General features: G+C 37.5%; 22 protein-coding genes. 8 read left to right on the top strand and 14 right to left on the bottom strand.

The window, feature by feature from the left end; genetic code table 11:
• The first annotated feature begins 204 nt into the window (after positions 1-204).
• The gene (locus tag AC27E9_RS11300; protein WP_487130231.1) at positions 205-1,344 is read left to right on the top strand and encodes a helix-turn-helix domain-containing protein; all 1,140 of its coding nucleotides are present in this window, start codon (positions 205-207) and stop codon (positions 1,342-1,344) included.
• 41 nt (positions 1,345-1,385) lie between these two features.
• Here AC27E9_RS11300 and AC27E9_RS11305 read toward each other — a convergent pair whose 3' ends face one another.
• From AC27E9_RS11305 to AC27E9_RS11335, 7 genes are all read right to left on the bottom strand, one after another.
• The gene (locus tag AC27E9_RS11305) at positions 1,386-2,090 is read right to left on the bottom strand and encodes a substrate-binding periplasmic protein (protein ID WP_487130232.1); all 705 of its coding nucleotides are present in this window, start codon (positions 2,088-2,090) and stop codon (positions 1,386-1,388) included.
• 181 nt (positions 2,091-2,271) lie between these two features.
• Complete coding sequence (locus AC27E9_RS11310) at positions 2,272-3,144, bottom strand: 1-acyl-sn-glycerol-3-phosphate acyltransferase (protein ID WP_487130234.1); 873 nt, start codon at positions 3,142-3,144, stop codon at positions 2,272-2,274.
• A gap of 82 nt (positions 3,145-3,226) precedes the next feature.
• The gene (locus AC27E9_RS11315; protein WP_487130235.1) at positions 3,227-3,931 is read right to left on the bottom strand and encodes a tRNA (adenine(22)-N(1))-methyltransferase; all 705 of its coding nucleotides are present in this window, start codon (positions 3,929-3,931) and stop codon (positions 3,227-3,229) included.
• A gap of 178 nt (positions 3,932-4,109) precedes the next feature.
• Positions 4,110-5,171, bottom strand: a complete 1,062-nt coding sequence (locus AC27E9_RS11320; RefSeq protein ID WP_487130237.1) for a metal-dependent hydrolase — start codon at positions 5,169-5,171, stop codon at positions 4,110-4,112.
• A 32-nt stretch (positions 5,172-5,203) separates the two neighbouring features.
• The gene (locus tag AC27E9_RS11325) at positions 5,204-6,121 is read right to left on the bottom strand and encodes an SDR family NAD(P)-dependent oxidoreductase (protein ID WP_487130239.1); all 918 of its coding nucleotides are present in this window, start codon (positions 6,119-6,121) and stop codon (positions 5,204-5,206) included.
• Between the two features lie 59 nt (positions 6,122-6,180).
• Positions 6,181-6,768: a cytochrome b gene (locus tag AC27E9_RS11330; protein WP_487130241.1), complete on the bottom strand. Its 588-nt coding sequence runs from the start codon at positions 6,766-6,768 to the stop codon at positions 6,181-6,183.
• 25 nt (positions 6,769-6,793) lie between these two features.
• Positions 6,794-7,825 carry an MBL fold metallo-hydrolase gene (locus AC27E9_RS11335; protein ID WP_487130243.1) on the bottom strand — a complete coding sequence of 344 codons (1,032 nt, stop codon included), beginning with the start codon at positions 7,823-7,825 and terminating at the stop codon, positions 6,794-6,796.
• 271 nt (positions 7,826-8,096) lie between these two features.
• Here AC27E9_RS11335 and AC27E9_RS11340 point away from each other — a divergent pair, with 271 nt between their 5' ends.
• On the top strand, positions 8,097-8,672 hold the full coding sequence (locus AC27E9_RS11340) for a TetR/AcrR family transcriptional regulator (RefSeq protein ID WP_487130245.1): 576 nt from the start codon (positions 8,097-8,099) through the stop codon (positions 8,670-8,672).
• 86 nt (positions 8,673-8,758) lie between these two features.
• Here AC27E9_RS11340 and AC27E9_RS11345 read toward each other — a convergent pair whose 3' ends face one another.
• The 3 genes from AC27E9_RS11345 to AC27E9_RS11355 form a co-directional block, all read right to left on the bottom strand.
• On the bottom strand, positions 8,759-9,493 hold the full coding sequence (locus AC27E9_RS11345) for a hypothetical protein (protein WP_487130247.1): 735 nt from the start codon (positions 9,491-9,493) through the stop codon (positions 8,759-8,761).
• Positions 9,494-9,659: 166 nt separating this feature from the next.
• A complete protein-coding gene (locus AC27E9_RS11350; RefSeq protein WP_487130248.1) occupies positions 9,660-10,421 on the bottom strand; it encodes a zinc-dependent metalloprotease family protein in 762 nt (253 codons plus the stop codon).
• A gap of 558 nt (positions 10,422-10,979) precedes the next feature.
• The gene (locus AC27E9_RS11355) at positions 10,980-11,546 is read right to left on the bottom strand and encodes a peptidylprolyl isomerase (protein WP_487130250.1); all 567 of its coding nucleotides are present in this window, start codon (positions 11,544-11,546) and stop codon (positions 10,980-10,982) included.
• A 374-nt stretch (positions 11,547-11,920) separates the two neighbouring features.
• On the opposite strand from AC27E9_RS11355, the gene AC27E9_RS11360 reads away from it, so the two are divergent.
• A complete protein-coding gene (locus tag AC27E9_RS11360; protein WP_487130251.1) occupies positions 11,921-12,616 on the top strand; it encodes a flagellar brake domain-containing protein in 696 nt (231 codons plus the stop codon).
• 90 nt (positions 12,617-12,706) lie between these two features.
• On the opposite strand, the gene AC27E9_RS11365 is transcribed toward AC27E9_RS11360, so the two are convergent.
• The 3 genes from AC27E9_RS11365 to AC27E9_RS11375 all read right to left on the bottom strand — a co-directional run bounded on the left by AC27E9_RS11365 (position 12,707) and on the right by AC27E9_RS11375 (position 16,025).
• Complete coding sequence (locus AC27E9_RS11365) at positions 12,707-13,501, bottom strand: amidohydrolase (protein ID WP_487130253.1); 795 nt, start codon at positions 13,499-13,501, stop codon at positions 12,707-12,709.
• Positions 13,489-14,619 carry a methionine aminotransferase gene (locus AC27E9_RS11370; protein WP_487130739.1) on the bottom strand — a complete coding sequence of 377 codons (1,131 nt, stop codon included), beginning with the start codon at positions 14,617-14,619 and terminating at the stop codon, positions 13,489-13,491. The genes AC27E9_RS11365 and AC27E9_RS11370 overlap by 13 nt, the downstream gene beginning before the upstream one ends.
• Positions 14,620-14,729: 110 nt before the next feature.
• A complete protein-coding gene (locus tag AC27E9_RS11375; protein WP_487130255.1) occupies positions 14,730-16,025 on the bottom strand; it encodes a lytic murein transglycosylase in 1,296 nt (431 codons plus the stop codon).
• Between the two features lie 250 nt (positions 16,026-16,275).
• Here AC27E9_RS11375 and AC27E9_RS11380 point away from each other — a divergent pair, with 250 nt between their 5' ends.
• Both AC27E9_RS11380 and AC27E9_RS11385 read left to right on the top strand, forming a co-directional pair.
• The gene (locus AC27E9_RS11380; protein WP_487130257.1) at positions 16,276-16,617 is read left to right on the top strand and encodes a zinc ribbon domain-containing protein YjdM; all 342 of its coding nucleotides are present in this window, start codon (positions 16,276-16,278) and stop codon (positions 16,615-16,617) included.
• Positions 16,618-16,793: 176 nt separating this feature from the next.
• Positions 16,794-17,915: a PQQ-dependent sugar dehydrogenase gene (locus AC27E9_RS11385; protein WP_487130740.1), complete on the top strand. Its 1,122-nt coding sequence runs from the start codon at positions 16,794-16,796 to the stop codon at positions 17,913-17,915.
• Between the two features lie 5 nt (positions 17,916-17,920).
• On the opposite strand, the gene AC27E9_RS11390 is transcribed toward AC27E9_RS11385, so the two are convergent.
• Complete coding sequence (locus AC27E9_RS11390; RefSeq protein ID WP_487130258.1) at positions 17,921-18,814, bottom strand: LysR family transcriptional regulator; 894 nt, start codon at positions 18,812-18,814, stop codon at positions 17,921-17,923.
• 121 nt (positions 18,815-18,935) lie between these two features.
• Between AC27E9_RS11390 and AC27E9_RS11395 the strand changes: the two genes are divergently transcribed.
• The 3 genes from AC27E9_RS11395 (at position 18,936) to AC27E9_RS11405 (ending at position 23,299) form a co-directional block, all read left to right on the top strand.
• On the top strand, positions 18,936-19,802 hold the full coding sequence (locus tag AC27E9_RS11395) for an MBL fold metallo-hydrolase (RefSeq protein ID WP_487130260.1): 867 nt from the start codon (positions 18,936-18,938) through the stop codon (positions 19,800-19,802).
• Between the two features lie 475 nt (positions 19,803-20,277).
• Positions 20,278-21,882 carry an ABC-F family ATPase gene (locus AC27E9_RS11400; protein ID WP_487130262.1) on the top strand — a complete coding sequence of 535 codons (1,605 nt, stop codon included), beginning with the start codon at positions 20,278-20,280 and terminating at the stop codon, positions 21,880-21,882.
• 310 nt (positions 21,883-22,192) lie between these two features.
• Positions 22,193-23,299 (top strand): sensor histidine kinase, encoded by a 1,107-nt coding sequence (locus tag AC27E9_RS11405; RefSeq protein WP_487130264.1) that lies wholly within the window; start codon positions 22,193-22,195, stop codon positions 23,297-23,299.
• Positions 23,300-23,302 lie beyond the last annotated feature (3 nt).

The raw sequence follows: 23,302 nt of genomic DNA on the forward strand, positions 1-23,302 counted from the left end.
GAGTGAAATGAAGCAACGCCTTTGTTGTGATTGCTTCGTTGTCTCTTTATTTATTCTTTAGCGGTTAGTTGTCAGCAAAACAAAGCCAACTAGCTGAATTTCTGAATTGACCGCATAGGACTTATTTGAAGACGTGTGGATTCAGTCGCAATTTAAATTTACAATTACTGGGAGGCACAACAAATCTTTTTATCTGGTAGTTTAATGGTTAACCTTTTTCCGACAATTATTTATTCCTGCATGATGGGAATGACAATACTGGCTTTATTAGATGTTTTTAAAAGGCCGAATGAAAGGCAAAACGTTTTTTTAAAAGGTTTACTGTTGTTATTGTTGATGCATTTAGCTGGTGAACTTTTTATATATTCTGGTGCGTATGTTTATGCGCCGGCGCTGGCTGGAGCACAACTGCCTTTTAGGGTTTTACTTGGGCCTGCACTCTATTTTTACGCGCACGCAACTATGTCGCCAGATCATGCTGTAGATAAAAAGGTTTGGGCATTGGCTTTATCAGGGCCCGTTATCGTTGTATTGGCAATGTTGCCTTTTATTTTTATGATAACACCAGCAGAAAAGTTAGCTTTAGCTAATCCAACAACTAGAGACCCTGAACTTTGGAAAATAGCGATATTTACGTGCTTGTTCACAACTTTTGTCTTCATTTTATTTACTGCCTTATTTTTAGTGATGGCCTTAAAGCTTCACAATACCCATCGCCAACAACTAATGGAGCGCTTTTCAGAAATTGAGCAACGTTCATTAGGCTGGTTTAGCACAGTGTTAATTTTTTGGGGAGTTGCTTGGTTAATGTATGCCATCGAATTTTCGTTAGGCGCATTGGGTTGGTTCTGGTTTGGCTCTGGCGCTGTGCTGCCAGTATTTGAAGCTATTGTCCTCGCTGTTTTTATTCAGCGAGCATTAGGCCAAAAAGTACTTAATGAATCTGAAAAAGGCTTACCGCGAACTAGCCAAAAACGAGCCGCATTACTAAGTACTGAAAAAATGCAATTAATAGCCTCAAAACTAGAGCGAGCTATGGTTGATGATAAGTTATATTTGCAGGATAACTTATCACTGAATAAGCTTTCAGAATCGATATCTGAAACTGAAAACCATATTTCAGAAACACTCTCTCAATTTTTACATACCAAATTTTTCCAGTTTGTTAATAGTTTCAGAGTTGAAGAGGCCAAGAAAGCGTTACAAGAAAGCGACAAGTTAGTCACTAACATTGCTTTTGATGTGGGCTTTAATTCTAAGTCGACATTTAACACGGCTTTTAAAAAAATGGTGGGTCATAGTCCATCAGCCTATCGTAATTTATCGCTCGAAAATAAAGACTAAACGGTATTTGGTTTTTTTATGAAATTAGCAATTTAAAGCACTTATTTAAAAGCCCCATTTTTGTATGCGGTAGTTACTTTATCAATAAGTTCTTTGTCATTTAAATTTAGTTTGTGGTGTTTGCTAAAACCAAAAAGCGTGACATTATTTCTGACTTCTTCAAGCTCCATAGGTGATACTTTTAATTTTGCGCTCTTAATTTCCTCAGAAAAAGTTTCTAATATTTCTGGGCTTAACATGATTAAGTCAATGCGGTTTTTAAGTAACATGGAAAAGCCAATACGGTTATTTTGCACTGAAATTTTATCTAATGTGTCGTCACTATCAAATCGAGGAAAATACAATGAACCACGAGCAACGCCAATAATTTTTCCTTTGAAGTCGTCATAAGTGTTAATAATAATGCTTTCTTTTGAAATAACTCTTAGTGCATCAGCCGCTTTAAATGGTGCGTAAAATGCAAATTTAGCTCTTTGCTCGGTTTTGTTTAGCCCTGCAACAACGTCAACATCGCCGCTTTTTAACATAGCAACACATCTGGCAAAATTAGGTGATTGAATAAAGGTTAGTTTTTTATCTAATACATTAGCAAGTACTTCAAGTGCTGTAATGTGAGTGCCGTGAGGCGTTTCTCCTAAGTATTGATAAGGAGGGTGGTCATCAATGCAGGCAACTATTAGGTTACTTTGAGCATGTGTAAATGAAGCCATAAATAGGCTCAGCACAAGCAAACTAATTTTTTTCATAATTTAGTATCTTAATTCTTTGCCGTATAAGGTTAAGTTTATACCATATTATGGATTTTCAATACAAATGGCGAGACAAGGATGTAAGAAGAGAGGCTTGCGAGAAGCCCCTTTAGGTAATGCTTTAAATGGAAAATTAATGCAAATAATGGTGTAGTTTAATCGCAATAAAAGTTTGCGGCTAAACGCTGGTTGATAGATGCAAGCAGCAGCCTTTCCCTGCAAAAGTAAGTTGGTAACTAGGCTCAGCATTAACTTGAGATGAAGGAACTTTTTCTAACATGCCTTTGGCAATCAAAAAATCTAGCATATTTGTCGATAGTTCTCCGAGTTTAGCTTTAGCGGTAATTTCCATCTCAGTGGCGACACCTTTAATTGAATATAAGGCCGTAATTATTTTGGCTTCAGCTTCAGATAAATTTGGCATGCGGCCAGTATATGGTGGGTATTGATCCAAAGGATATTTACCTTGAATACTTTCGTAAGAGGCTTGCATGGCCTTAATATCGTCATCTTTATTACCTGTTAAGGTAAAACTATGAAAAACACCTGATTCTTTACTAAGGTAATCAACTTTTGCTAAAAATATAGGTAAACCACAGCCTTGGGCAACATGGTAAAAACCAGTTTTCCATTTTGGCACTGTGCCACGCGTACCTTCGGGCGTGAATAAGAAAAACACGCGTTGTAGTTTCTGACTATTAATGAAATCTTTTATTTGTTGTACTTGACCTGTGCCTTGCTCTGAACGGTCAATGGGAATTGCGCCAAGATACATTAACCATGTACCTAGTAAAGGTACTCGACAAATACTGTCTTTAATGGAAAAGTATATTTTTACGTCTTGCTGTATAGCGGCGCCAAGTGCGTAAAAGAAATCCCAATTTGAAGTATGAGGAGCTGCGATAGTAACACCTGCACCGTCAGGAACATTTTTACAAAGCTTCCAGCCGCTAAGTTTGAACCACCAAGTAAATAAAAACTTTAAGAAGTATTTAGCGAAAACACCGTCGAATATCGTTTTTTTACGAATAGTAAGTGATTTTTTAGCCATATGATTGAAGATTATTATTACGATAAATATAGAAAGTATTGTAGCAGATTACAGCGATAAAATTATTGATGTAGCGTTTGTTTTAGGGTTTTATAGCGCGATAAGCATCAATAATGTTTTGTACGTTGTTGTTCTTGCCTTGCTGAATGCGTTGATAATGGCTTAAAGTTTTTGTTAAATACTTGTCAACTACTACAGCTTGATAATCATTAGTAGCACACCAAATCTTATCGCCTATAGGGCTTATGTTGGCTGTTATATTACTCGTAGATGAAACATGTAATATTTCATAAAAACGTCGATTATCTTCAATCAGTACTTCATTTTTTAAGCTGAAATCCAATTTAATTAACTTCTGACGTAGGGCATATTGGTGGCGTACCGGACAAAGTAAAAAATCAATGTTGAGGCGTTTGTGTTGCTGATAAATAGCTTCTATAAACTTAATCATTAAATCACCGCCAACACCCGCAATAATGACTAAGTGTTTTCCTTGATACTGCGCTAGTGGTAATTTTTCAACGTCAATACAGTGGCTTTGCCAAGTAAAGTTTTTGTAGAAACGCTCAAGCTTATTTTTCAGTGTCGCCATAAGCTCTGGCACAATATCGACAAAATGCACTTTGCTATTTTCTTGCTGTGATAGTAATGACATACCTAGCAAGCCGTGATCGCAACAACAGTCCCAAATATGGTCGTAATGCGAGGTTACCATGCTTTCAATTTTCTGTATGCGTTTGCTCAGTTTAAAGTCGTGTTTCAAAGCTGTTTTTTTAATGGGGGACAACGACGCTATTGTATAGTGAATAGGCCCTAATAGACAAATTGTTACTTGGCGTCACGTCATTATTTGTTGCTATATTTATGCTCCAGTTAACGCATGTTAAAAAGATGGCTATACGCACATGTCAGCGTATAGCCACTATAAAACATAGAAAGACTTTTTAGGTGCTGAATCTATAATGTTACGAGTCCGGCCAAATCATTGACCAAATAGATTTGAGTTCTTTATCTGGTTCAACTGGGTCTTGGTTCGCTTTTGTAGAACTTATCTCTAAAAGCTTTTTATTGTTATCAAATTCAAATACGCCAATGAAGAATGATGAAACAGGGTTTGTCACCAAGCCAAATCTCATGTCGGTTAATATCACTTGTTTATGGCCATTTTCTGTTTCTGATAGTTCTGCTCTTAGCAAGTCAGTTGAAAACCAACGAAGAATTTTACCTTGCTCGCTATTTAATGCTTGGTTTATCAATTCATTTTCACTGTTTTTATAGAAAGTAAACTCAACCGGCTTTTTAGTAACTGTACTGAAAAAGCCAACAGCAAAATGGCCATCTTTGTCTTTTGCAACAATTCGCCATAAAAGCGTATTGAACATGGTAGGGGAGGATCGTAAGTCTACCGCCTGAAAGTTATGTTGAGTGAGTTGCATATTAGCTTGCTTCTTTGCCTCAAGAGAATTAGTAAGCCCAAAGCCTAAATAAGCGCTAGAAAAAACTAAGGCAGTAACGGCCCATTTACGATCTTTAATTGGCTTTTTACGAATAAGCCCGATGATTATCGCTATTAGTAATGGCACAGTGTAAATAGGATCAATAATAGAAACACCATCTAAGGTATAGCGGGCATTACTTAACGGTGTGAAAATTTGCGTACCGTATGTAGTAAATAAATCTAGTAATGGATGAGTGATCAAAGTTAAAAAACACAGTAAATACCACACGCCAAAATTATTGATATGACTAGGGACTGGCGTTGCAAGTTGAGCTTTGGGTCGTGTTGCCCATTTCATCGCTAGCCAGGCAATAAACAATGCAATAATGGGCAAAACTAACAGTGAATGACTCCAGCCTCGGTGGGTTTGTAAATAAGTAAAATGATCACTTCCTACACTGAGTAAAACGTCAAAATCAGGTAGTAAGCCACAAACAGTCCCTACTACTAGAGCTTTTCTGCCAAGTCGTTCACTAAAACCTGCTTGGGCGATACAGGCACCTAATGCGGCCTGGGTTACTGTGTCCATGTAAAAATCCTATGTTAAAAATATAAAAGCGATTAGTTTATTTCTGAACTTGTTAACCAAGGCTGGCAAATTGTTTCTAATTTTTGCCATTGCTCATTGGCTTTTACTGGGTTTTTAGCAATGTCGTCTTCAGGTAAATCAACGATACCAAGCGTATTGTGCCAATATGCACCATTTGGAATGTTTTGAGTCGCGGCAATCAACGCAGCTTGAGCGCCTTCTTCCTCAGAAATAAGCAGTTTAGTTCTTAACCAGTGATAAAAACCTGATTTTTTAGCGTTGGCAAAGCCACTAGCAATAACGCCAGGGTGGATAGCAATAGCTTTAAACATTGGGTAATGCTTACTAAGTTCCAATACTTGCCAAAGGTTTGCTAACTTACTGCTTCCATAGGCTTTCATGCCATTGTAAGTGTTGATATTAGCTGCAGTGTTACTATGGCTTTGATACGCTTCGCCTGTAGTAATAATTATCCGCGCATTATTATTTAACATTCTCTTATCAATGAGTAAACGATAAAGTAGGTGATGACCAACGACATTCACAGCGTATGTTCGCTCTAACCCAGAAGGTGTTAACTGGAATGTTTTCGACATAATGCCTGAATTACATATTAAAATATCGAATTTTTTACTGCTAAGGTAATCAATCACACTTGATATTGATTCAGGATTAGATAGATCGCAATTTAATGATTCAACATCTTTAACAGACTTATTGCAATTTGATATACCTCGAGATAGCGAAGTGACATTTGCGCCTGCAGCATGCAACCCGCGCGAAATAAACTCTCCAATACCTGCCGTTCCACCAGTAATAAGAATATTTTTCCCTGTAAGGTTAATGTTGGTTGGGCACTTTTTAAGCTTCGAACGTTGTTTAAAAATACAAGCGAAAATTCTAGAAAAACCGCTTTTTCCTGGTTTGATTGGGGTTAAATCAAAAGACATTAAAATGCTCCAATACAATACGTTAATTGATTATTTGTTATTCACCGAATGTGAGTGTGTTATTTACTGCTGGTCATTTTTAGTAAGGTTCTGTCTTTGACTACCTTGTGGTGATAAAGGGCGGCAAGAGCATGCCCCAGAATTAATAGCCATGCTAACCAAGCACCAAGGACATTTTTGTGAATAAAATCAATTGGCTTTTCAAAGGTTTTAAATGTAATTCCAAGTCCATCTTCGATAAGGAACTTGTAAAGCCAGGTATCATCGAATTTTGTAATATCGAACATAAAATAGAATTCGGTATTTACCGAAGTCCCGATATAGCCAGTAATTGGCATCAAAATCATAATTAAATACAAAGCGATATGACCAGCATGTGCAATTTTGTGCTGAAATTTGGAGCCTGGCTCCAAGTCTGGATTTACGTTTAACACTCGCCACAAAATTCTTAGAACAACAAGCACACCAAGACTAACGCCAACGGAAAGGTGAATTTGCAAAGCTGTCCAGTTTTCAGATGTTTGTTCTTGAGTGAACCAATGACGATAGTAAACAGATATATACGCAGCTAAAAAAAGAGCGGCGGTTAACCAATGTAACCACTTGGCAATAGTGCCGTAATCTCGAGTTGTATTTTTAAAATTCATATCTAATTCCAGGTAGCTAGGCTGACTATTGAGCGAGTAAGTTGATCGGTTGCCCGATATCAAGTGTGATGAATTCGGATGCGTGAATATTAGCCGCCTGCTTTGCTTGTTCTAATAATTGCGTTGGCTCAGTGTAGGGCTCGGCACTTAGTTGAAACGTGCCATAGTGCATGCCGATTGAAAGTTTAGATTTGAGATCTATATGTGCTTGTACTGCTTCACTAGGATTTAGATGAATAGGTTTAAAGAATTCTCGTGGTGCGTATGCACCTATGGGTAAAAAGGCAATGTCCATTGCGCCAAACTTTTCGAACGTTCTTTCATAGTGGTCTGCATAACCGCTGTCGCCACCAAAATAAATATTTTTACCGTTAACTTGGATTAAAAAACCACCCCATAATGTGGTATTTCTATCGGTTAAAGTGCGACCTGAAAAATGCTGAACATCTAAAAACCATAGTGTTAGATTTTCTTGCACATCAGCCTTTTGCCACCAATCTAACTCTGTTACGTTTTGCTGGTTTTCGATACGTTTACCGACACCAAGCCCGAGATAAATTTTTGGATTATCACGCTTAACAAGTGCGTCAATCGAAGAGAGATCTAAATGATCGTAGTGATCATGACTAATAATAATGAGATCAATTTTAGGTAAGTTTTCCATAGTTATGCCAGGGTTATGGATACGTTTTGGTCCTAAAAAAGATACCGGGCTAGTTCTCTCGGAGAAAACAGGGTCGGTTAAAATATTATAGCCAGCTGTTTGTATTAGAAATGTCGCGTGGTTCACATATGTAACACGCACAGCATCATTATTTACGGCTTTTATTGGAGTGTTATCTGAGTCGGTTTCCAGCCATGTTGGCCAGGTAGCTTGTTCTGTGTCATTGGTGAGTGCTGCCCACGCCATTTCCCAGAAAGTATGAAATTTAACGGGATGAGTATTCACAAATACACCGTCTTTAAAATTGACGGAATTTTTCTTGTTATTTTCAACTGTGCCTGAGCAGGCAATAACCAAAAGAAAAACAGCAGCGAAAACGATAACTTTTTTCATCTTTTATTCTCTAATTACTTATTTTCCAGCAGCTTTAAATTATTTACTGGATTAAATTTAATGACAAATGACAAAATATGATATTTGTCATTTGTCATTGTGTCAAGCAAGTTTACCTTTCGTCAGGTTAGAAAAAACTAAACCAAAGGAGAGTAAAGTGAGCTATTTTTGGGTATTGCTTAAGTTTCTCTTAAAGTTTTAGGCAACATAATGATATTGTTACGCCTGTATACTCCGAGATGTTTAAAATTGAAAAAATGGCTAAAAATAAATGCTAACCACTGAACAAATACTGAACTCAGCTGAAGATGTTTTACGTCGCTATGGACCCAAAAAAACCACCGTTGTTGATATAGCGCGAGATTTGAATGTTAGCCATGGTACTGTCTATCGTCATTTTAAATCTAAGTCAGATTTACATGCCGCAATTACTAAAAGGTGGTTAGAGCGAGTTACTGCCCCCTTAGCTGATATTGCAAATAGTGAGCTAGTTCCGGCAGTAAGGTTGCGGAAGTGGTTTGAAACACTGATGGATATCAAAGTGAAAAAAGCGATTGATGATCCGGAAATGTTTGCTTCATACTCGATTCTTGCTCAAGGGCTGCCTGAGCAGGTTGTATATGAACATTTAGAAGTTTTAATTGAGCAAATAGAACATATTTTAGTAGAAGGTAAACAAAGCGAAGTATTTGTAGTTGATGATTGTGCGCAAATGGCACAAACATTATTTTTTGCCACCACTCGCTATCACCACCCGTTGCATGTAAAAGAGTGGGGCAGTGCAACCATCAAGGAAGAGTTTAACCACTTATTTGCCTTAATTGAAAAAGCCATTCATAAGCAGTAAGCGTCGCTTTTCTGTATGTTATAACTAACAAACGCTGCAGCCTTGCAGCGTTATCGTTTGCTAAACCTGAATTAACAGTGGGTTATTTACTTCCCCGTTATTTCTATCGGTTTTGGCTCCGTAATTGGTTGTGGATCAGCGCTGCCATCATGAGCATTACCGCCAATTTGATCAGGTACTGCACCGCGCACTAAATCTTGAGATTCGGCCATCCAAGCATATTGTCCGTCTCCCGCGACTGAATAGGTACCATGCGGCGTTTCGATGTGTCCGTAAATAGCGTGATCGTTTATAGTGATTGTAGTGTTGTATAAATCATCATTCATCCAAAATTTAGCATTAAGGGTTTTATTCCCTCGACTATCAATTTTAGTGCTTTCAATTTCGACGTTTTGGTACATATCAAAAAAAGGTACGTCGAGTGCTAAAGTATCACCTGCTTCAAGAGAATAAATATGCTCATTATCGACCTCTAAATACACCTCACCCTGTAGATTTTCTCGCAATTTTCCAGAGGCTTGTAAAACTTGCTCAGCGGTTTCAGAACGGCTAAAAGCTGTTTCTTGTAATTGTTCATCAATTGATTCAGTGGTTTTTACGTCGTCACCTGTTGCGGCTGATAATTCTTTACGTTTAGGTTGCACATGAAGATGTTGATGAGCAACTAAACGTTCTATGTTTTGAGATTGTTCTTGTGAGCTTTTTATTGGTTTATTAACGATTATTTCTGCTTCATTAGCTTTATTGCTTGTGAAGTTGAACCAAAATGCGAAAAGTAATGTGCCGGCCAATACTGTAGCGATTATTAGAATTTTTTTCATAAAAGCTCCTATTTCATGATCCTGTTTTATTTGTTTGTAATGTTATTATCAATGGTGCTTATCAAACTATTTCAAATTTAAAGTTTTTGAAAAGTACTCGATAAAGCAAAGTTAGCTTTGCATGACTTGCTAACTTTGCTTGATTCTAGGGAGTTAAATCATAATTCTAACGAAATGCCGCAATTGTATCGGTAACTAACTCAAGCGCTCGTTGAGAGTCAGCAACGTTGTTAACACCAATTGGTTCACCACGTAATGCTAGGCCAGGATTTGAGAAGTACGATAATTGATTTGTAGTATTGAACTCCTGAGGGTATGCCATAATCGTAGCGAACTGATTATCAACACCGTATCCTACGGCCCAACTGTAAACGCCGCCTTCAGCACCTTGGCGTACAGAATGACCAAGACCCATGTTATGACCTAACTCATGCATGAATGTTAGTGTAGTATCGCCACAGTCGTTAGCAGTGATATTATAAGCGTAACTGTCATATGCATCATGATCAGGGAATACGTCGTCCATACCATAGATTGAACCAGCGATACCACAAGTGTAACCACGGGCTGTACGCTCAGCAGTACCTATAACAACGACAAAGTCAGACTTGTACGAGTTACGCCAGTTACGAATTTGGCTGTTTTTGTAAAAACTTTGAATGTTACTCCATGACGCTACATAGTTAGTGCTAACTTGGTTTTCACCTTCCCAAGCTAGAACTAAATTTATGTCTAGGCCATTCTTTTTATAGTTTGCGTTAGAATCTGCAATAATATTTGCGATCTCGGCGTGGATATCGAAACTACGCGCTTTAGCTGCTGCAGTATAGTAAACGTCTACAACTACATCTTTTGCCATCGCTGATGCGGTCAGTGCTGCAGATACAGATAAACCTAAGATAGCTTTTGTTGCTAATTTTTTTAACATGCTATTTCTCCTTAATTGCTGTTATTTTTATTTGCTTAAATCTTTGAAACCTTGTTTTACCAAATTAGTTGGCTTACTTAGTTCGTGTTTAAAGCAATGTTCTATATTTCATGTTTGCCATAAAACACTGGCAACTCATTAGAAAGCATAGAGAAATTGTTAAATAGTAATATTACGACATTTTTTCGCACGAATCCGAGACAGAAAACTCATAATACCTGACCAAATGGTTATATTAATGTGTCGCATATTTAACAATAATTGTCGTTTATATACGATTTTTAACGCTAATATTTTGTTTTATATTGATAAATACTGAAAGGTGAGCTTGTTTTAGAAATGGAGTGGAATAGCTCTATATATGAGGTTTTAGGGAGGTCTTAATCGCCAATAAGAACCATGTAGGTGCAGCTAAAAGAAGAAAACCAAGTTTTGTCGTAAATTTACAAGCAATACAGGGCACGAGCTAAAATTATGAAGATTTTTTATTAAGCGATAGATTATGAAAGCGGCGAGTAATTCATACTTATATTGCCGTTAAACTTGCTAACTTACACGTTATTCTTCTTCATCAAGAATAACCACTCGGTAAATGGTGATCATTTTTTTCGGTACTGTGGTGTAACCAAGCTCATTACTAAAACCTACCTCTACTTGGGCAATGGTTTCTAGTATATCGTAACCTTCAATTACTTCACCAAACACCGCATAGCCCCATGAGCTACCAGGATCTAAGTTGCTGTTGTCGTTTAGGTTAATAAAAAACTGGTTCGTTGCAGAGTGCGCATCGTTTAGCTGCTTTGCCATCGCGATGGTGCCTTCTCTATTTTTCAAGCCATTACCTGATTCATTAAAGATTGGTTTATCAGGTTCAACGTCAGTGTAGTTCGTCATAAAGCCACCCCCTTGAATCAGGTAGCCTTCCTCAACACGATGGATCAGAGTTTTATCGTACTGGCCACGAGTTACATAGCCTAAAAAGTTATCAACAGTAATTTTAGCTCGATGTCGGTCTAGCTCAATAATCACGTTACCCATTGAGGTTTCAATACGTACTTTTGGCGATAAGTTATTCGGTTGAATATATTGGCCTTTAGTATTGGCTGCGAGTAATTGAATTGACATTAAGATGCTAATAATAATGAAAGAATATCGAATCACGTTTGTACCTTTTAGTCGAATAGAAAAATGAAATTAGCATTTATTCTAGCAACAATTTCTTTTATTTATCAAAAGTAATTCGAGAAAGGCACAGGTCAATTTAAGGTCACATGCAGGTAATTATGACCTCCCGCATTCCCCCAATTTATACATCTGTACATGTGATTTAGGCTGAAGATGTATGTTTAAATGCGAAACTCAATGTATTGGACTGCTATTTTATAGCATGGATATAAGTTTCTGTATTGGCAAGTTATAAACAGAAAATTAGTCGTTGTTTAAAATTGATGGCTTGTTTATATTGATAGAGGTTTCATCAATATAGTCTCAGGGACGTAATGACCGTATCAACTGCACAAGAACCTTCACTATCATATAGTTTTGATAACTTTAACTTGCAACCAGGTAAAGTGGTCGATATCGAAATTAATCATCCGGTTAAAATCCGTATTAAACTGCCTTTAATTGGCTATGAATTGGGTAAATATATTATTTTAAAGTATCCTACTTCATCAAGAGCAAGTAATTATCAAGATGTTTTAGTTGAAGGTAACGTGCTTGTTGCTCGGTATATTTTAGAGGGCGAACATGGTGAATGTTTCGCATTTCGTTCAACAATAAAACATATAACCAAATACCCAGAAAATTTTATTGTAATAAATTATCCTAAAAAAATTGAAAGTCGACAGTTGCGTCTGCAACAACGAATAATGACTCATTTACCAGCTAGCATAATATTAGATTCTGAATCTGAGGATCAAGAGCCAATTCGTCTTAATGGTATAATTGTCGATATATCGACAAAAGGATGCGGTTTTACTTTTAGAGCCGACAACACCAAAATAACGGTGAAGAAACGTGATGTTTTTGTTTGTATTCACCAACCAAGTTTTGGTGAAATTAAAATACCTGCTTGTGTTTGTAATAGCCGAAATGACCAAGGGAAGGTAAGCGTTGGTATTAAGTTTTCTGATGACGATAAGCAAGTGAGCAATGTACTAGATAACTTGTTTATTGATCAGAATATGTTGTAAAAACACTTCATTCTCGTCACCTTTAATTAAAAAATACATCATTGCTACTTTTGTCGTTAGTATTTATCATATTAACTGTCTTCTAGCATCCTATATATCACTTAGTTCAAATTCATCTGCATCTAAAAATGCAGGGAAATCATTTTTAAACTTTTTAAGTTTACTAAAGTCGAGTTTGGCGCTAATTATTTGTTCTTGATTGTCTGGCGCAGCAGTTATCAGCTCACCACAAAAATCAATGATTGCACTGCCGCCAGAATGCGCAACACTGTTACCGTCATTACCAATACGGTTTACCCCAACCACATAAGCTTGGTTTTCCATTGCCCGTGCTTTTAATAACGTATCCCATATGTGACGACGTGCTGCCGGCCAATTTGCAACATTTACCATGAGATCATAATCTTGGCGATTTCGAGACCACACAGGAAAGCGTAAATCATAACAAACCAGTGGTAGTATTTTTATGCCGTTGATAGTGATTATTTTTCTCTCACAACCTTGTTCAACATAGTTTTGTTCATTACCTAAACGAAATAGGTGACGTTTATCGTAGTGCTCAACGCTGCCATCGGCAAATACCCAATAAAAGCGATTTACTTTCTTATCGTTTTGGCTCACTAATACGCTACCGGCAACTACACAATTGTACTGCTGCGCTATTTTCTTTAGCCAAACGAGTGCATTGCCGCCGTTTTCAGGTTCTTGTACCTCTTTGTTATTAATGCAAAATCCGGTTGAAAAGGTTTCTGACAATAGCAATAAATCAACCGAATCATTTTCTTTAAAGTAATTTTCAACTTGCTGTTCAAGCTGGCTGATATTTGCTTTTTGATCCAGCCATTGAATATCGTGTTGTACGGCGGCTATAGTTAAAGTTGACATAATAATGCTGCTGCCTTTAATAGAGTGTCGTCATTTTTGGCAAAACAAAGCCTGATAACTTTATTGTTTTGCTGATATGTTGATCTTTCACTTTCCGGATATAAAGGACTAAGTGGAATAGCCGCAACACCAAGCTCTGCAGTTAACCAATGACAAAACTCTCGATCATTGAGTTCAGAAATTGCAGAGTAATCGAGCAGTAAAAAATAAGTCCCTTTTGATGGTAACAATGTGAAGCGTGAACCTGCTAATGCCTTAACCAATACATCTCTTTTTTGCTGATAAAACCCCGAAAGTTCAGTGATATGCTCTGGTTGCTGCTTTAACATTTCAGCAATGCCGATTTGCGCTGGAGTGAAGGAACAAAAGGTAACGTATTGGTGAATTTTTCTAAATTCCGCCATTAGCTCATCAGGTGCAGCACAATAGCCCATTTTCCAGCCAGTACAATGAAAGGTTTTACCAAAACTTGATACCACAAATGCACGTTTAAATAACTCAGGATAACGCAATACGCTTTCGTGGCGTAAACCATCGAAAGTCATATGTTCGTATACTTCGTCGCTGATAACATACAAATCATGCTTTTTAGCTAAATTTTCTAAGACGTTTAGATCTTCTTCGCTGAGAATAGAACCGGTCGGGTTGTGTGGGCTATTAACAATAATAGCGCGTGTTTTTTCAGTAATATTTTCTTCTACAAGCGTCCAGTTTATCGCGTAATTCGGTGCATCAAGTGTGATGTGGCGACAGGTACCTCCAGCTAACTCAACTGCAGGCTCGTATGAGTCGTAAGCAGGATCAAAAATAATTACTTCATCATTCGGGCGCACAAGCGTTTGAATGGCTACCCATAGTGCTTCAGTAGCACCAGAGGTGATAGTGATGTTATTTAAGCCATCAAGTTTTTGCTCATCAGTTAACTGCGCTTGATACTGTCGATGAATCATTTGTGCTATTTGTATTAGTAGCTCAGGTAATCCATTAGATGGTGAATACTGGTTTTTGCCTTCACTAATGGCTTGGTTTATTTTATCTTTTAAAAACTCAGGAGTATCAAATTCCGGGAAACCTTGAGACAAATTAATGGCCTGGTGTTGATTTGCCAACATCGACATTTCAGTAAAAATGCTGGTTTCTACATTGGCTAACTTACTGGTAAAAACAGATGACACAAAACTCTCTCTTATATTTTTATATCGTTAATGGTGTGTTGAGATTTCATTTATCAACTTTTGCTATGGCTATACGATAAAGTTGATTTTACTTTACTGAATGATGATTTCATTGCTGTGAAAACTTCCTTATTGGGGTAACCGTCAGCTATCAAGTCTTGTTGTAATTGAAATAAACGAATGGCATTTCTACTTTTCGGGCCCCAAATACCGTCAGGCTCACCGGTATCGAACCCTAGCGAGTTTAGCTGACTTTGTAATACTTTCATTTCTGCAACACTGTAGCGACTTATTTGATTTTTTTGGCTATTAGCGAACTTTATTCCTTGAGCTCCAACTAATTTATTCGCCAATATTCCCACTGATAACGCGTAGCTTTTCGATAAATTCCAAGTCATGATGACATTAAAATTAGGATACAGGAGAAATGCCGGCCCTTTATGTCCTGAGGGCAGGTAGAGTTCAGCTTGAATATCGTAATTCGATAACGCTTTTTTACTGGTTTGAATAATGCCTAGCTGCTTATAGTGTGCTAGCGGGTAATATTTGTCGAAGGCAACTTTTTCAAAAGCGAAGTTCTCAGGTAATTTTACTTCTCTTCCCCAGCGTTCTTTAGCTTGCCAGCCTATTTGCTGTAAATAGTTAGCTGCGGTCGTCAATGCGTCAACTTCACTCTTCCAAATGTCAACTTTACCGTCATTATCACCATCAACTGCATATTTTAAAAATGCTGTTGGCATAAATTGCATATGGCCCATAGCGCCGGCCCAAGAGCCTTGCAGCTGTTCTACGGCCACTTGCTTACTTTCTATAAGGGTAAATAAGTTTAATAGCTCAAGAGTAAAAAACTCACTACGACGTTGATCACAGGCTAATGTAGCGAGTGAGTTAAGTACCGACATTTTACCTTTGTGTTTACCGAAAACAGTTTCTAAGCCCCAAAATGACACTAAATATTGACGAGGAATACCGTATCTTTCTTCTAGCTTATCAAACAACGCTTTGTGTTCTTTAAGCTTTTCTCGACCGACACGAACGTGGTAACTGGTCACTCGGGCGTTAATATATTGCTCGAAGGTTTGCGTAAATTCAGGCTGCTTTTTATCTAAGCTGACCACGCGTTTTATTGGGGAAATATTATCGATAACCGATTCAGTAATATAAGTTGAAAACCCAGCCTTTTTAGCTCGTTCAACTAAATTGGTTTTACACTGAGAGAAGTTTTCATCGGCAATACTAGCATGAGTTAAAAACGGAAAAATTGCGCAGGTAATAACAAGTTTTCGAATGTTAGAGAAATAACCTGATTGTTTGGCAAAGTAGTTATTAAGAAAAGTTGGATAGCTCACAAATAAACATTCCTTGGTTATCGTTGGAAAAAAGAGTTAATAGCATGGCGAAATTTGTTGTTGATAACAATTACTAAATTTATATTTTAATAAAATAATTATGGCCCTTATGGCAGGGCATATTTACATTGAAATTTAACTGTGCAATTGGTTGTAAATTTAGCCTCTGTTGTTTAGATTTTTGCTAGCATTTTATTTAGCTAAATTGCTTGTTAAAATACGCCTAACCTAACTTGAACAGCCAAATGAAATGTCAAACACTTTACCAAATTGCCCGAAATGTGACTCAGAGTATGTTTATCAGGATCAATCGTTACTTATTTGCCCTGAATGTAGCTACGAATGGGATCCTATTGAAATTGCAGCGGAAGAAACTATAACCGTAAAAGATGCCAATGGTGCCTTACTTAGTGATGGCGATAAAGTGACTGTTGTTAAAGATTTGAAAATTAAAGCGAGCTCGCAAGTGATCAAAATAGGCACTAAAGCTTTGGTTAGGCGTGTAATGGATAAAAAAGATCACGAACTAGATTGTAAGGTAGATGGTGTTGGCGAAATGATGGTGACGGCAAAGTTTGTAAAAAAGGCATAAATCACTTCTAAAATTGGCGTTAATACCTGTTAAACAGCGTTAAATCGCTTATGATGTTGAAAGTTATCTTCATAAGCGAATTTAATATGTCAATTTTATCGTCAATAAAACCCCAGTCATTAATGATATCTACTGCTTACAACGTGACGTTTAATGCACCACTTAAAGCGGTCAGAATGGCGATTTTCGCTATTTTTATGCTGCTGAGTCTCAGTAACGTTCACGCAGTTGAAGTAACAAATCTGACGCAATCCGAGCAAATTAACAATATTCAACCACTAGAAATCGAGCTGTTTGTTGCCGATTCTGGCATTCCATGGGGCATGGCTTGGTTACCCAATGGAGATATGTTAGTTACTATGCGAGGCGGCCAATTAAAATTTATTAAAAAAGGACTGCGTGTTGGTGAAACTATTTCAGGCTTACCGAAAATAGCCAGCGGTGGCCAAGGTGGTTTACTCGATGTTTCTGTGCACCCTAATTATGCTGAAAATGGTTGGCTATATTTATCGTACGCAAAAGCTGCTAGCCGAGGAAAGAAGAGTACGGCAATTATGCGCGCTAAACTCAGCGACTCAACACTAACAAATCAAGAAGATATTTATATCGCTCAAGCCTATAGTGGCAAAGGACAACATTTTGGAAGTCGCATCGTTTTTGATAATCAAGGTTATTTATACTTTTCAATAGGCGATAGGGGGCAGCGAGATATTAACCCGCAAGATATCAGCCGTGATGGTGGAAAAATTTATCGTCTACACGATGATGGTAAAATTCCTACTGATAACCCATTCGTAAAAAATGATAATGCAAAAAAAGCGATATATTCATATGGGCATCGTAATCCACAAGGTATGGCTAAACACCCGTTAACAGGTGAAATTTGGAGTCATGAACATGGGCCTCGAGGTGGTGACGAAGTTAACTTAATTAGTAAAGGCAAAAATTATGGCTGGCCAACTGTTAGTTACGGTATTAATTACTCTGGTTCTAAGTTTACCGATTTAACAGAAAAGCAAGGAATGGAGCAACCATTATGGTATTGGGATCCATCTATTGCGCCGTCTGGGATGACTTTTGTTACTAGCAATAAATATCCTAACCTGAAAGGAAATATTTTGGTTGGTTCGCTCAAATTTGGTCAAATTGTGATGCTGACGCTCGAAGGTAATAAAGTACAAAAAGCTGAGATTATTCTTGATGATTTAACGCGGGTGCGAAATATCAAACAAGGACCTGACGGCTATATTTATATTGGTATTGATGGCAAAGGTATTTTTCGATTAGTACCGACGTAGTAATATTAACTATCCCATAAATGCGATTGAAAGTACTCCGATAGAAAATCGATTAATGCCCGTACAGCAGGGGCTAAATATTTTCGCGATGAATATAAGGCATAAATGTTCATTTTATTAACTTGCCATTGCGGTAATATTTCAACGAGATCACCTTTTGTTATAGCCGCACGAGCTAAATAAGTAGGTAAAATGGAAACGCCAGCACCAGCTTGTGTTGCTTGAAATAGCGCTGTTGCCTCATTGGCAGATAAACGGCAATTTATGGCAATAGATTTATGCTGCTGACCTTGGCTTAAATGCCAAACCTGACGTTCAAAGTTGCTGTAACTTAAGCAGTGATGCTTAGTGAGATCTTCTGGCTTCTCAATTTCAGGCATAGTTTTTAAGTAGCCCTTATTCGCAACCATGACAGAACGACACACTGCAATTGGCTTCCCTATTAATGAAGGCTCTGGATTTGCTGCAATGCGTATAGCAAGGTCAATGCGGTGTTTAACAAGATCAATGGTGTTGTCTTGTAATTCAATATCAATATTGACTTTCGGGTGTAGGTGTAAAAACCTACTAATGGCTGGCATGAGTTGCGCATGAGCAAATGACATGCTTGCTGCAACTTTAATTGTGCCGGCTAATTCATTGGCTGAATTGATGTTAGCAACAAGTTGTTCAGCACTATCGAACCAAGGTTCTATTTCTTGTAAACACTGTTCGCCAATTGTCGTTAAGGCTATTTTTCTGGTGGTTCTATGTAGTAAACGCACCCCGAACCAGCTCTCCATTGCTTCGACATAGCGGGTAACCATAGGTCGTGACATATTTAAACGTTCAGCGGTGGCAGTAAAGCTGCCTGAGCGGGTTACGTCGATAAAAACTTGTGCTGCAGTTACTCTGTCCATTTTTATATGTTCGAATTATGAAATAATGTTGCTTATTTTTAGTTATATATCCGTTCTAGTCAATTCATTAAACTTGCTGCCGACTTTGAGACACTTTTTTGAAATAGGTAGGTTATTTAAAATGAATATATTTAAACTCTTTATTGCGGCGCTGGCTTTCACCAGCGCTAGTTATGCAGCAGACGAAACACCACTATCATTAAAGATATACAACGCTGACAGTAATAGCTTCCATGTAAATTCAACATTGATTTATGGTGAGAATGAAGCAGCAGTGATTGATGCTGGTTTTACTAGAGCTGATGCTCTGCGTATTGCTGCTAATGTTTTAGATTCAGGAAAAAAATTAACGACGATTTTTATTAGCCAAGCCGACCCTGATTATTATTTTGGTGCTGAAACACTACAACAAGTTTTCCCTGATGCACGTGTAATAGCAACACCAAGGGTACGAAAGGTAATTGAAAAGAAATTGTCTGGAAAGTTAGCTTATTGGGTGCCAAAAATGGCAGTTAATGCACCGAAAACCCCGATAATTCCTACTGCATATAACAAAAGTTCTTTTACGGTTGATGGTTACGAAATTGAAATAAAGGGCACAACAGGTTTGTTAGCACACCGACCGTATTTATGGATCCCTTCAAAACAGGCGATAGTGGGTAATGTAGCTGTATTTGGTGATTTACATGTGTGGACTGCGGATGTGCAACAGCAAGCAGTATGGGATGCTTGGCTACTTCAACTAAATGAAATGGCAAGTTTATCACCCCAAATTGTGGTGCCAGGGCATATGAAAAAAGGGACAGCATTAAATGCAGGTAATATTTCTTTTACAAAACGTTATTTACAACATTTTGAAAGTGCTCGAGATAATAGTAAAAATAGCCAAGTACTGATTAATGAAATGACGACGAAATACCCAGATGCGCAATTGCCAATTGCATTAAATATTGGCGCCAAAGTACATAAAGGTGAAATGAAGTGGTAGCTTTATTTAAATAGTAATAAAGTAGCAGTAGTTCTGCTACTTCTCCTCCCTCTATGTAAGAAAAAATCTTGATGTAAAGATTATTAACTTCAAGAAATTAGTTGTTTTTGCCCTTCAATTTTTAGAATTTCCAAGATGTCTTGTGACATTTCAATGACGACCTAATAGCTCGCAGCAGATATTATGTTGCTAGTAAATTTACATTACGACTCTCTAAAAAGCTAAATATCTTTTTTGTGAAAAAGCCAACAAACTGCATGTTGATTAGAAAATAATCATTTAAATGCGAATTTTAGATGGGGGTCAAGATTTTATTGCTGTATAATGCGCGGCCTTATTAAGCTGGTTGAGTTATTTTGAGTTTTATTCGGATTACTTAACTAACAAAATTTACAGTATTAACTACCCATTTTAAGCTATCCGTTAGCGATTAATAGTTAATGATTTTTAGTTAACGGAATATAGGAAGACTTCATTGATCACTACATCAAACATTACCATGCAATTTGGCGCTGAGCCTTTATTTGAAAACATTTCAGCTAAATTTGGCAATGGCAACCGCTATGGCTTAATTGGCGCAAATGGCTGTGGGAAATCTACATTTATGAAGATACTCAGCGGCGAACTTGCACCAAGCTCAGGTAATGTTTCAGTCAGTACGGGCAACAAGGTTAGTACCTTAGGTCAAGACCAATTCGCTTTTGAAGAATTCAATGTTATTGATACCGTGATCATGGGTGATATGCCATTATGGAAAGTAAAGCAAGAACGTGACGCTATCTATGCTCAAGCTGAAATGTCGGAAGAAGACGGTATGCGCGCAGGCGAATTAGAAAGCGAGTTTGCTGAAATGGACGGTTATACAGCAGAAAGTCGCGCTGGAGAGATACTACTTGATGCTGGTATTGAAGAGTCGCTTCATTACGGTTCAATGCAACAAGTTGCACCAGGTTGGAAGTTACGTGTATTGCTTGCTCAAGCGCTGTTTGCAAACCCTGATATTTTGTTACTTGATGAACCCACCAACAACTTGGATATTCATACGATTAACTGGTTAGAAGGTGAGTTGAATAAACGTAAGTGCACCATGATAATTATTTCTCATGACAGACACTTTTTAAACGCTGTTTGTACTCACATGGCTGATATTGATTATGGCGAATTGCGCATATACCCAGGAAATTACGAGTTCTTTTTACAACAATCTTCATTGCTTCGTGAGCAATTATTAGCAGGCAACACCAAAAAAGCAGAGGAAATTGCTGAACTACAAGATTTTGTAAACCGCTTTGGTGCTAATGCTTCAAAAGCAAAGCAAGCAAGTTCACGTGCTAAAAAAATGGATAAAATTAAGCTTGATGAAGTTAAAGCATCAAGCCGTATCACACCCAAAATTGCTTTCGCACCGGGTAAAAAAATGCATCGCCAAGCATTAGAGCTTGAGAACTTAAGCCATGGTTTTGATGGTGAAGTATTATTTGAAAAAGGTGAATTATTGCTAGAAGCAGGAGCTAAATTAGCGATTATTGGTGAGAATGGTGTCGGTAAAACCACATTCTTACGTTGTTTAATGAATGAGCTAGAGCACTCAGACGGTGTGGTTAAGTGGTCTGAAAATGCCTCTATTGGTTATTGCCCACAAGACAGTGGTCACTTTTTCGATAACGACTTAACGTTAATGGAATGGATGTCACAATGGCGTAGACCTTGCCACAACGATTTAAGTGTTCGTGGTATGTTAGGCCGCATGTTATTTACTGATGACGATGCCAACAAAAAAGCACGCAACTGTTCAGGTGGAGAGAAAAACCGCTTGTTATTTGGCATGTTAATGATGGGTGATGTCAACGTATTGATAATGGATGAGCCGACTAACCATATGGATATTGAAGCCATTGATGCACTAAACAATGCATTAAAAGACTTTGAAGGTACCTTGATATTTGTTAGTCATGATCGTGAGTTTGTTTCAAGTTTGGCTAGCCGCATTATTGATATTAAAGATAAGAAATTGGTGAATTTTCATGGCTCTTTAGATGAATATCTTGATAGCCAAGAAGATGTAAAAAAAATCGCTTAACGATTAGTTTTAGTCGCAAGTAGTTTTTTATTTTATTAGGCACAATGTTTGTGCCTTTTTATTTATTCGGAATTTCCTCTGACTGAACTTTAAAGTGATAAAGTTATATTTTAATTATTACCAAGCTAGGCAATAAGAACAGTTGCTTATCATAAGCTCTCTATAGTTAAATGGTAGTAGTCGTTGAGCTCGCGTACCATGTCATCGCAACTTAATCTCATGTTGTCGCATTTGTTGTTCGTTTCATAGTATTTGTTATATCTTAATGATTAATAACTGTAAGTTTACCGTGTGACTTGAAGCGAAATCTATGGAAGCAGCCACTACTGAAAGTACACTTGAATTAGAGCCACAAGCGTTTTCTAAGCAAAGTCACCAATTTTGGACTTTGCAAATTGCCGGTTGGCTTGGTTATTCGGTTGTAGTTTTTATTGCCATTATTCGTCCGCAAATAGGGCAAGAGAGTTTTAACCTCTCTGGGCAACTTATTAATCTTGTTGTTGAAACACTCAGTGGTTTTCTCTTGTCTTATTTACAGTGGCAAATGATACGAAAAATTGTCCACTTGCCCTTAAAGAAAACTTTAGTATTAAGCTTCGTTTCAGCAGCGAGTTTAGGGTTTATCTTTAATGTGATAAAACTGAGCTCGTATAAAGTTTTGGTTTATCAACAGCAATGGAATGAAGCATGGGACATGCTTGAATTTGGTGGCTGGTTGCTCTTTTCTTTAACCACCATGTTTGTGTGGACCTCTATTTACTTCATTATGCTTTATAACACTAAGCTACAACGTGAGCATGAAATGTTATTGCGGGCACAAACGGCCGCTAAAGACGCACAACTTCAAATGTTACGTTACCAGCTTAATCCGCATTTTATGTTTAATACTATGAATGCCATTTCGACTCTCATTTACAAAAACGAAAATGACACTGCCAATGAGATGATTGATAAGCTGTGTGAGTTTTTTCGCTACTCGCTTGATAAAAATGATAAAAGTAAAACAACTTTGCAAAGAGAACTTGAATTAATTGATCTATATTTATCAATAGAGAAAGTTAGATTTGCTAATCGTCTTAGTGTTGAAATTGATGTAGGTGAAAGTGTATTAAGTTGCCAAGTACCGAGTATGTTGTTGCAACCACTAGTAGAAAATGCCATTAAATATGCGATAGAGCTGAGAAAGTCTGGCGGCATAATACGCATTATTGCTAAGCAAGTTACTGAGCGCTTAGTCATTCAAGTCGCTGATAATGGTCAAGAGACACCAGTAAAAGTAAGTGATGGCTTTGGTATTGGCATGAGCAACACTAAAGCACGATTGAATGCCATGTTTGGCGGTGATTATCATGTCGATATTACTAATACAAAAGACGGTGGAACTATGGTCTCGATTTCTATTCCATTTGAGAAGTAACTA

Source organism: Colwellia meonggei (genome assembly GCF_057537295.1).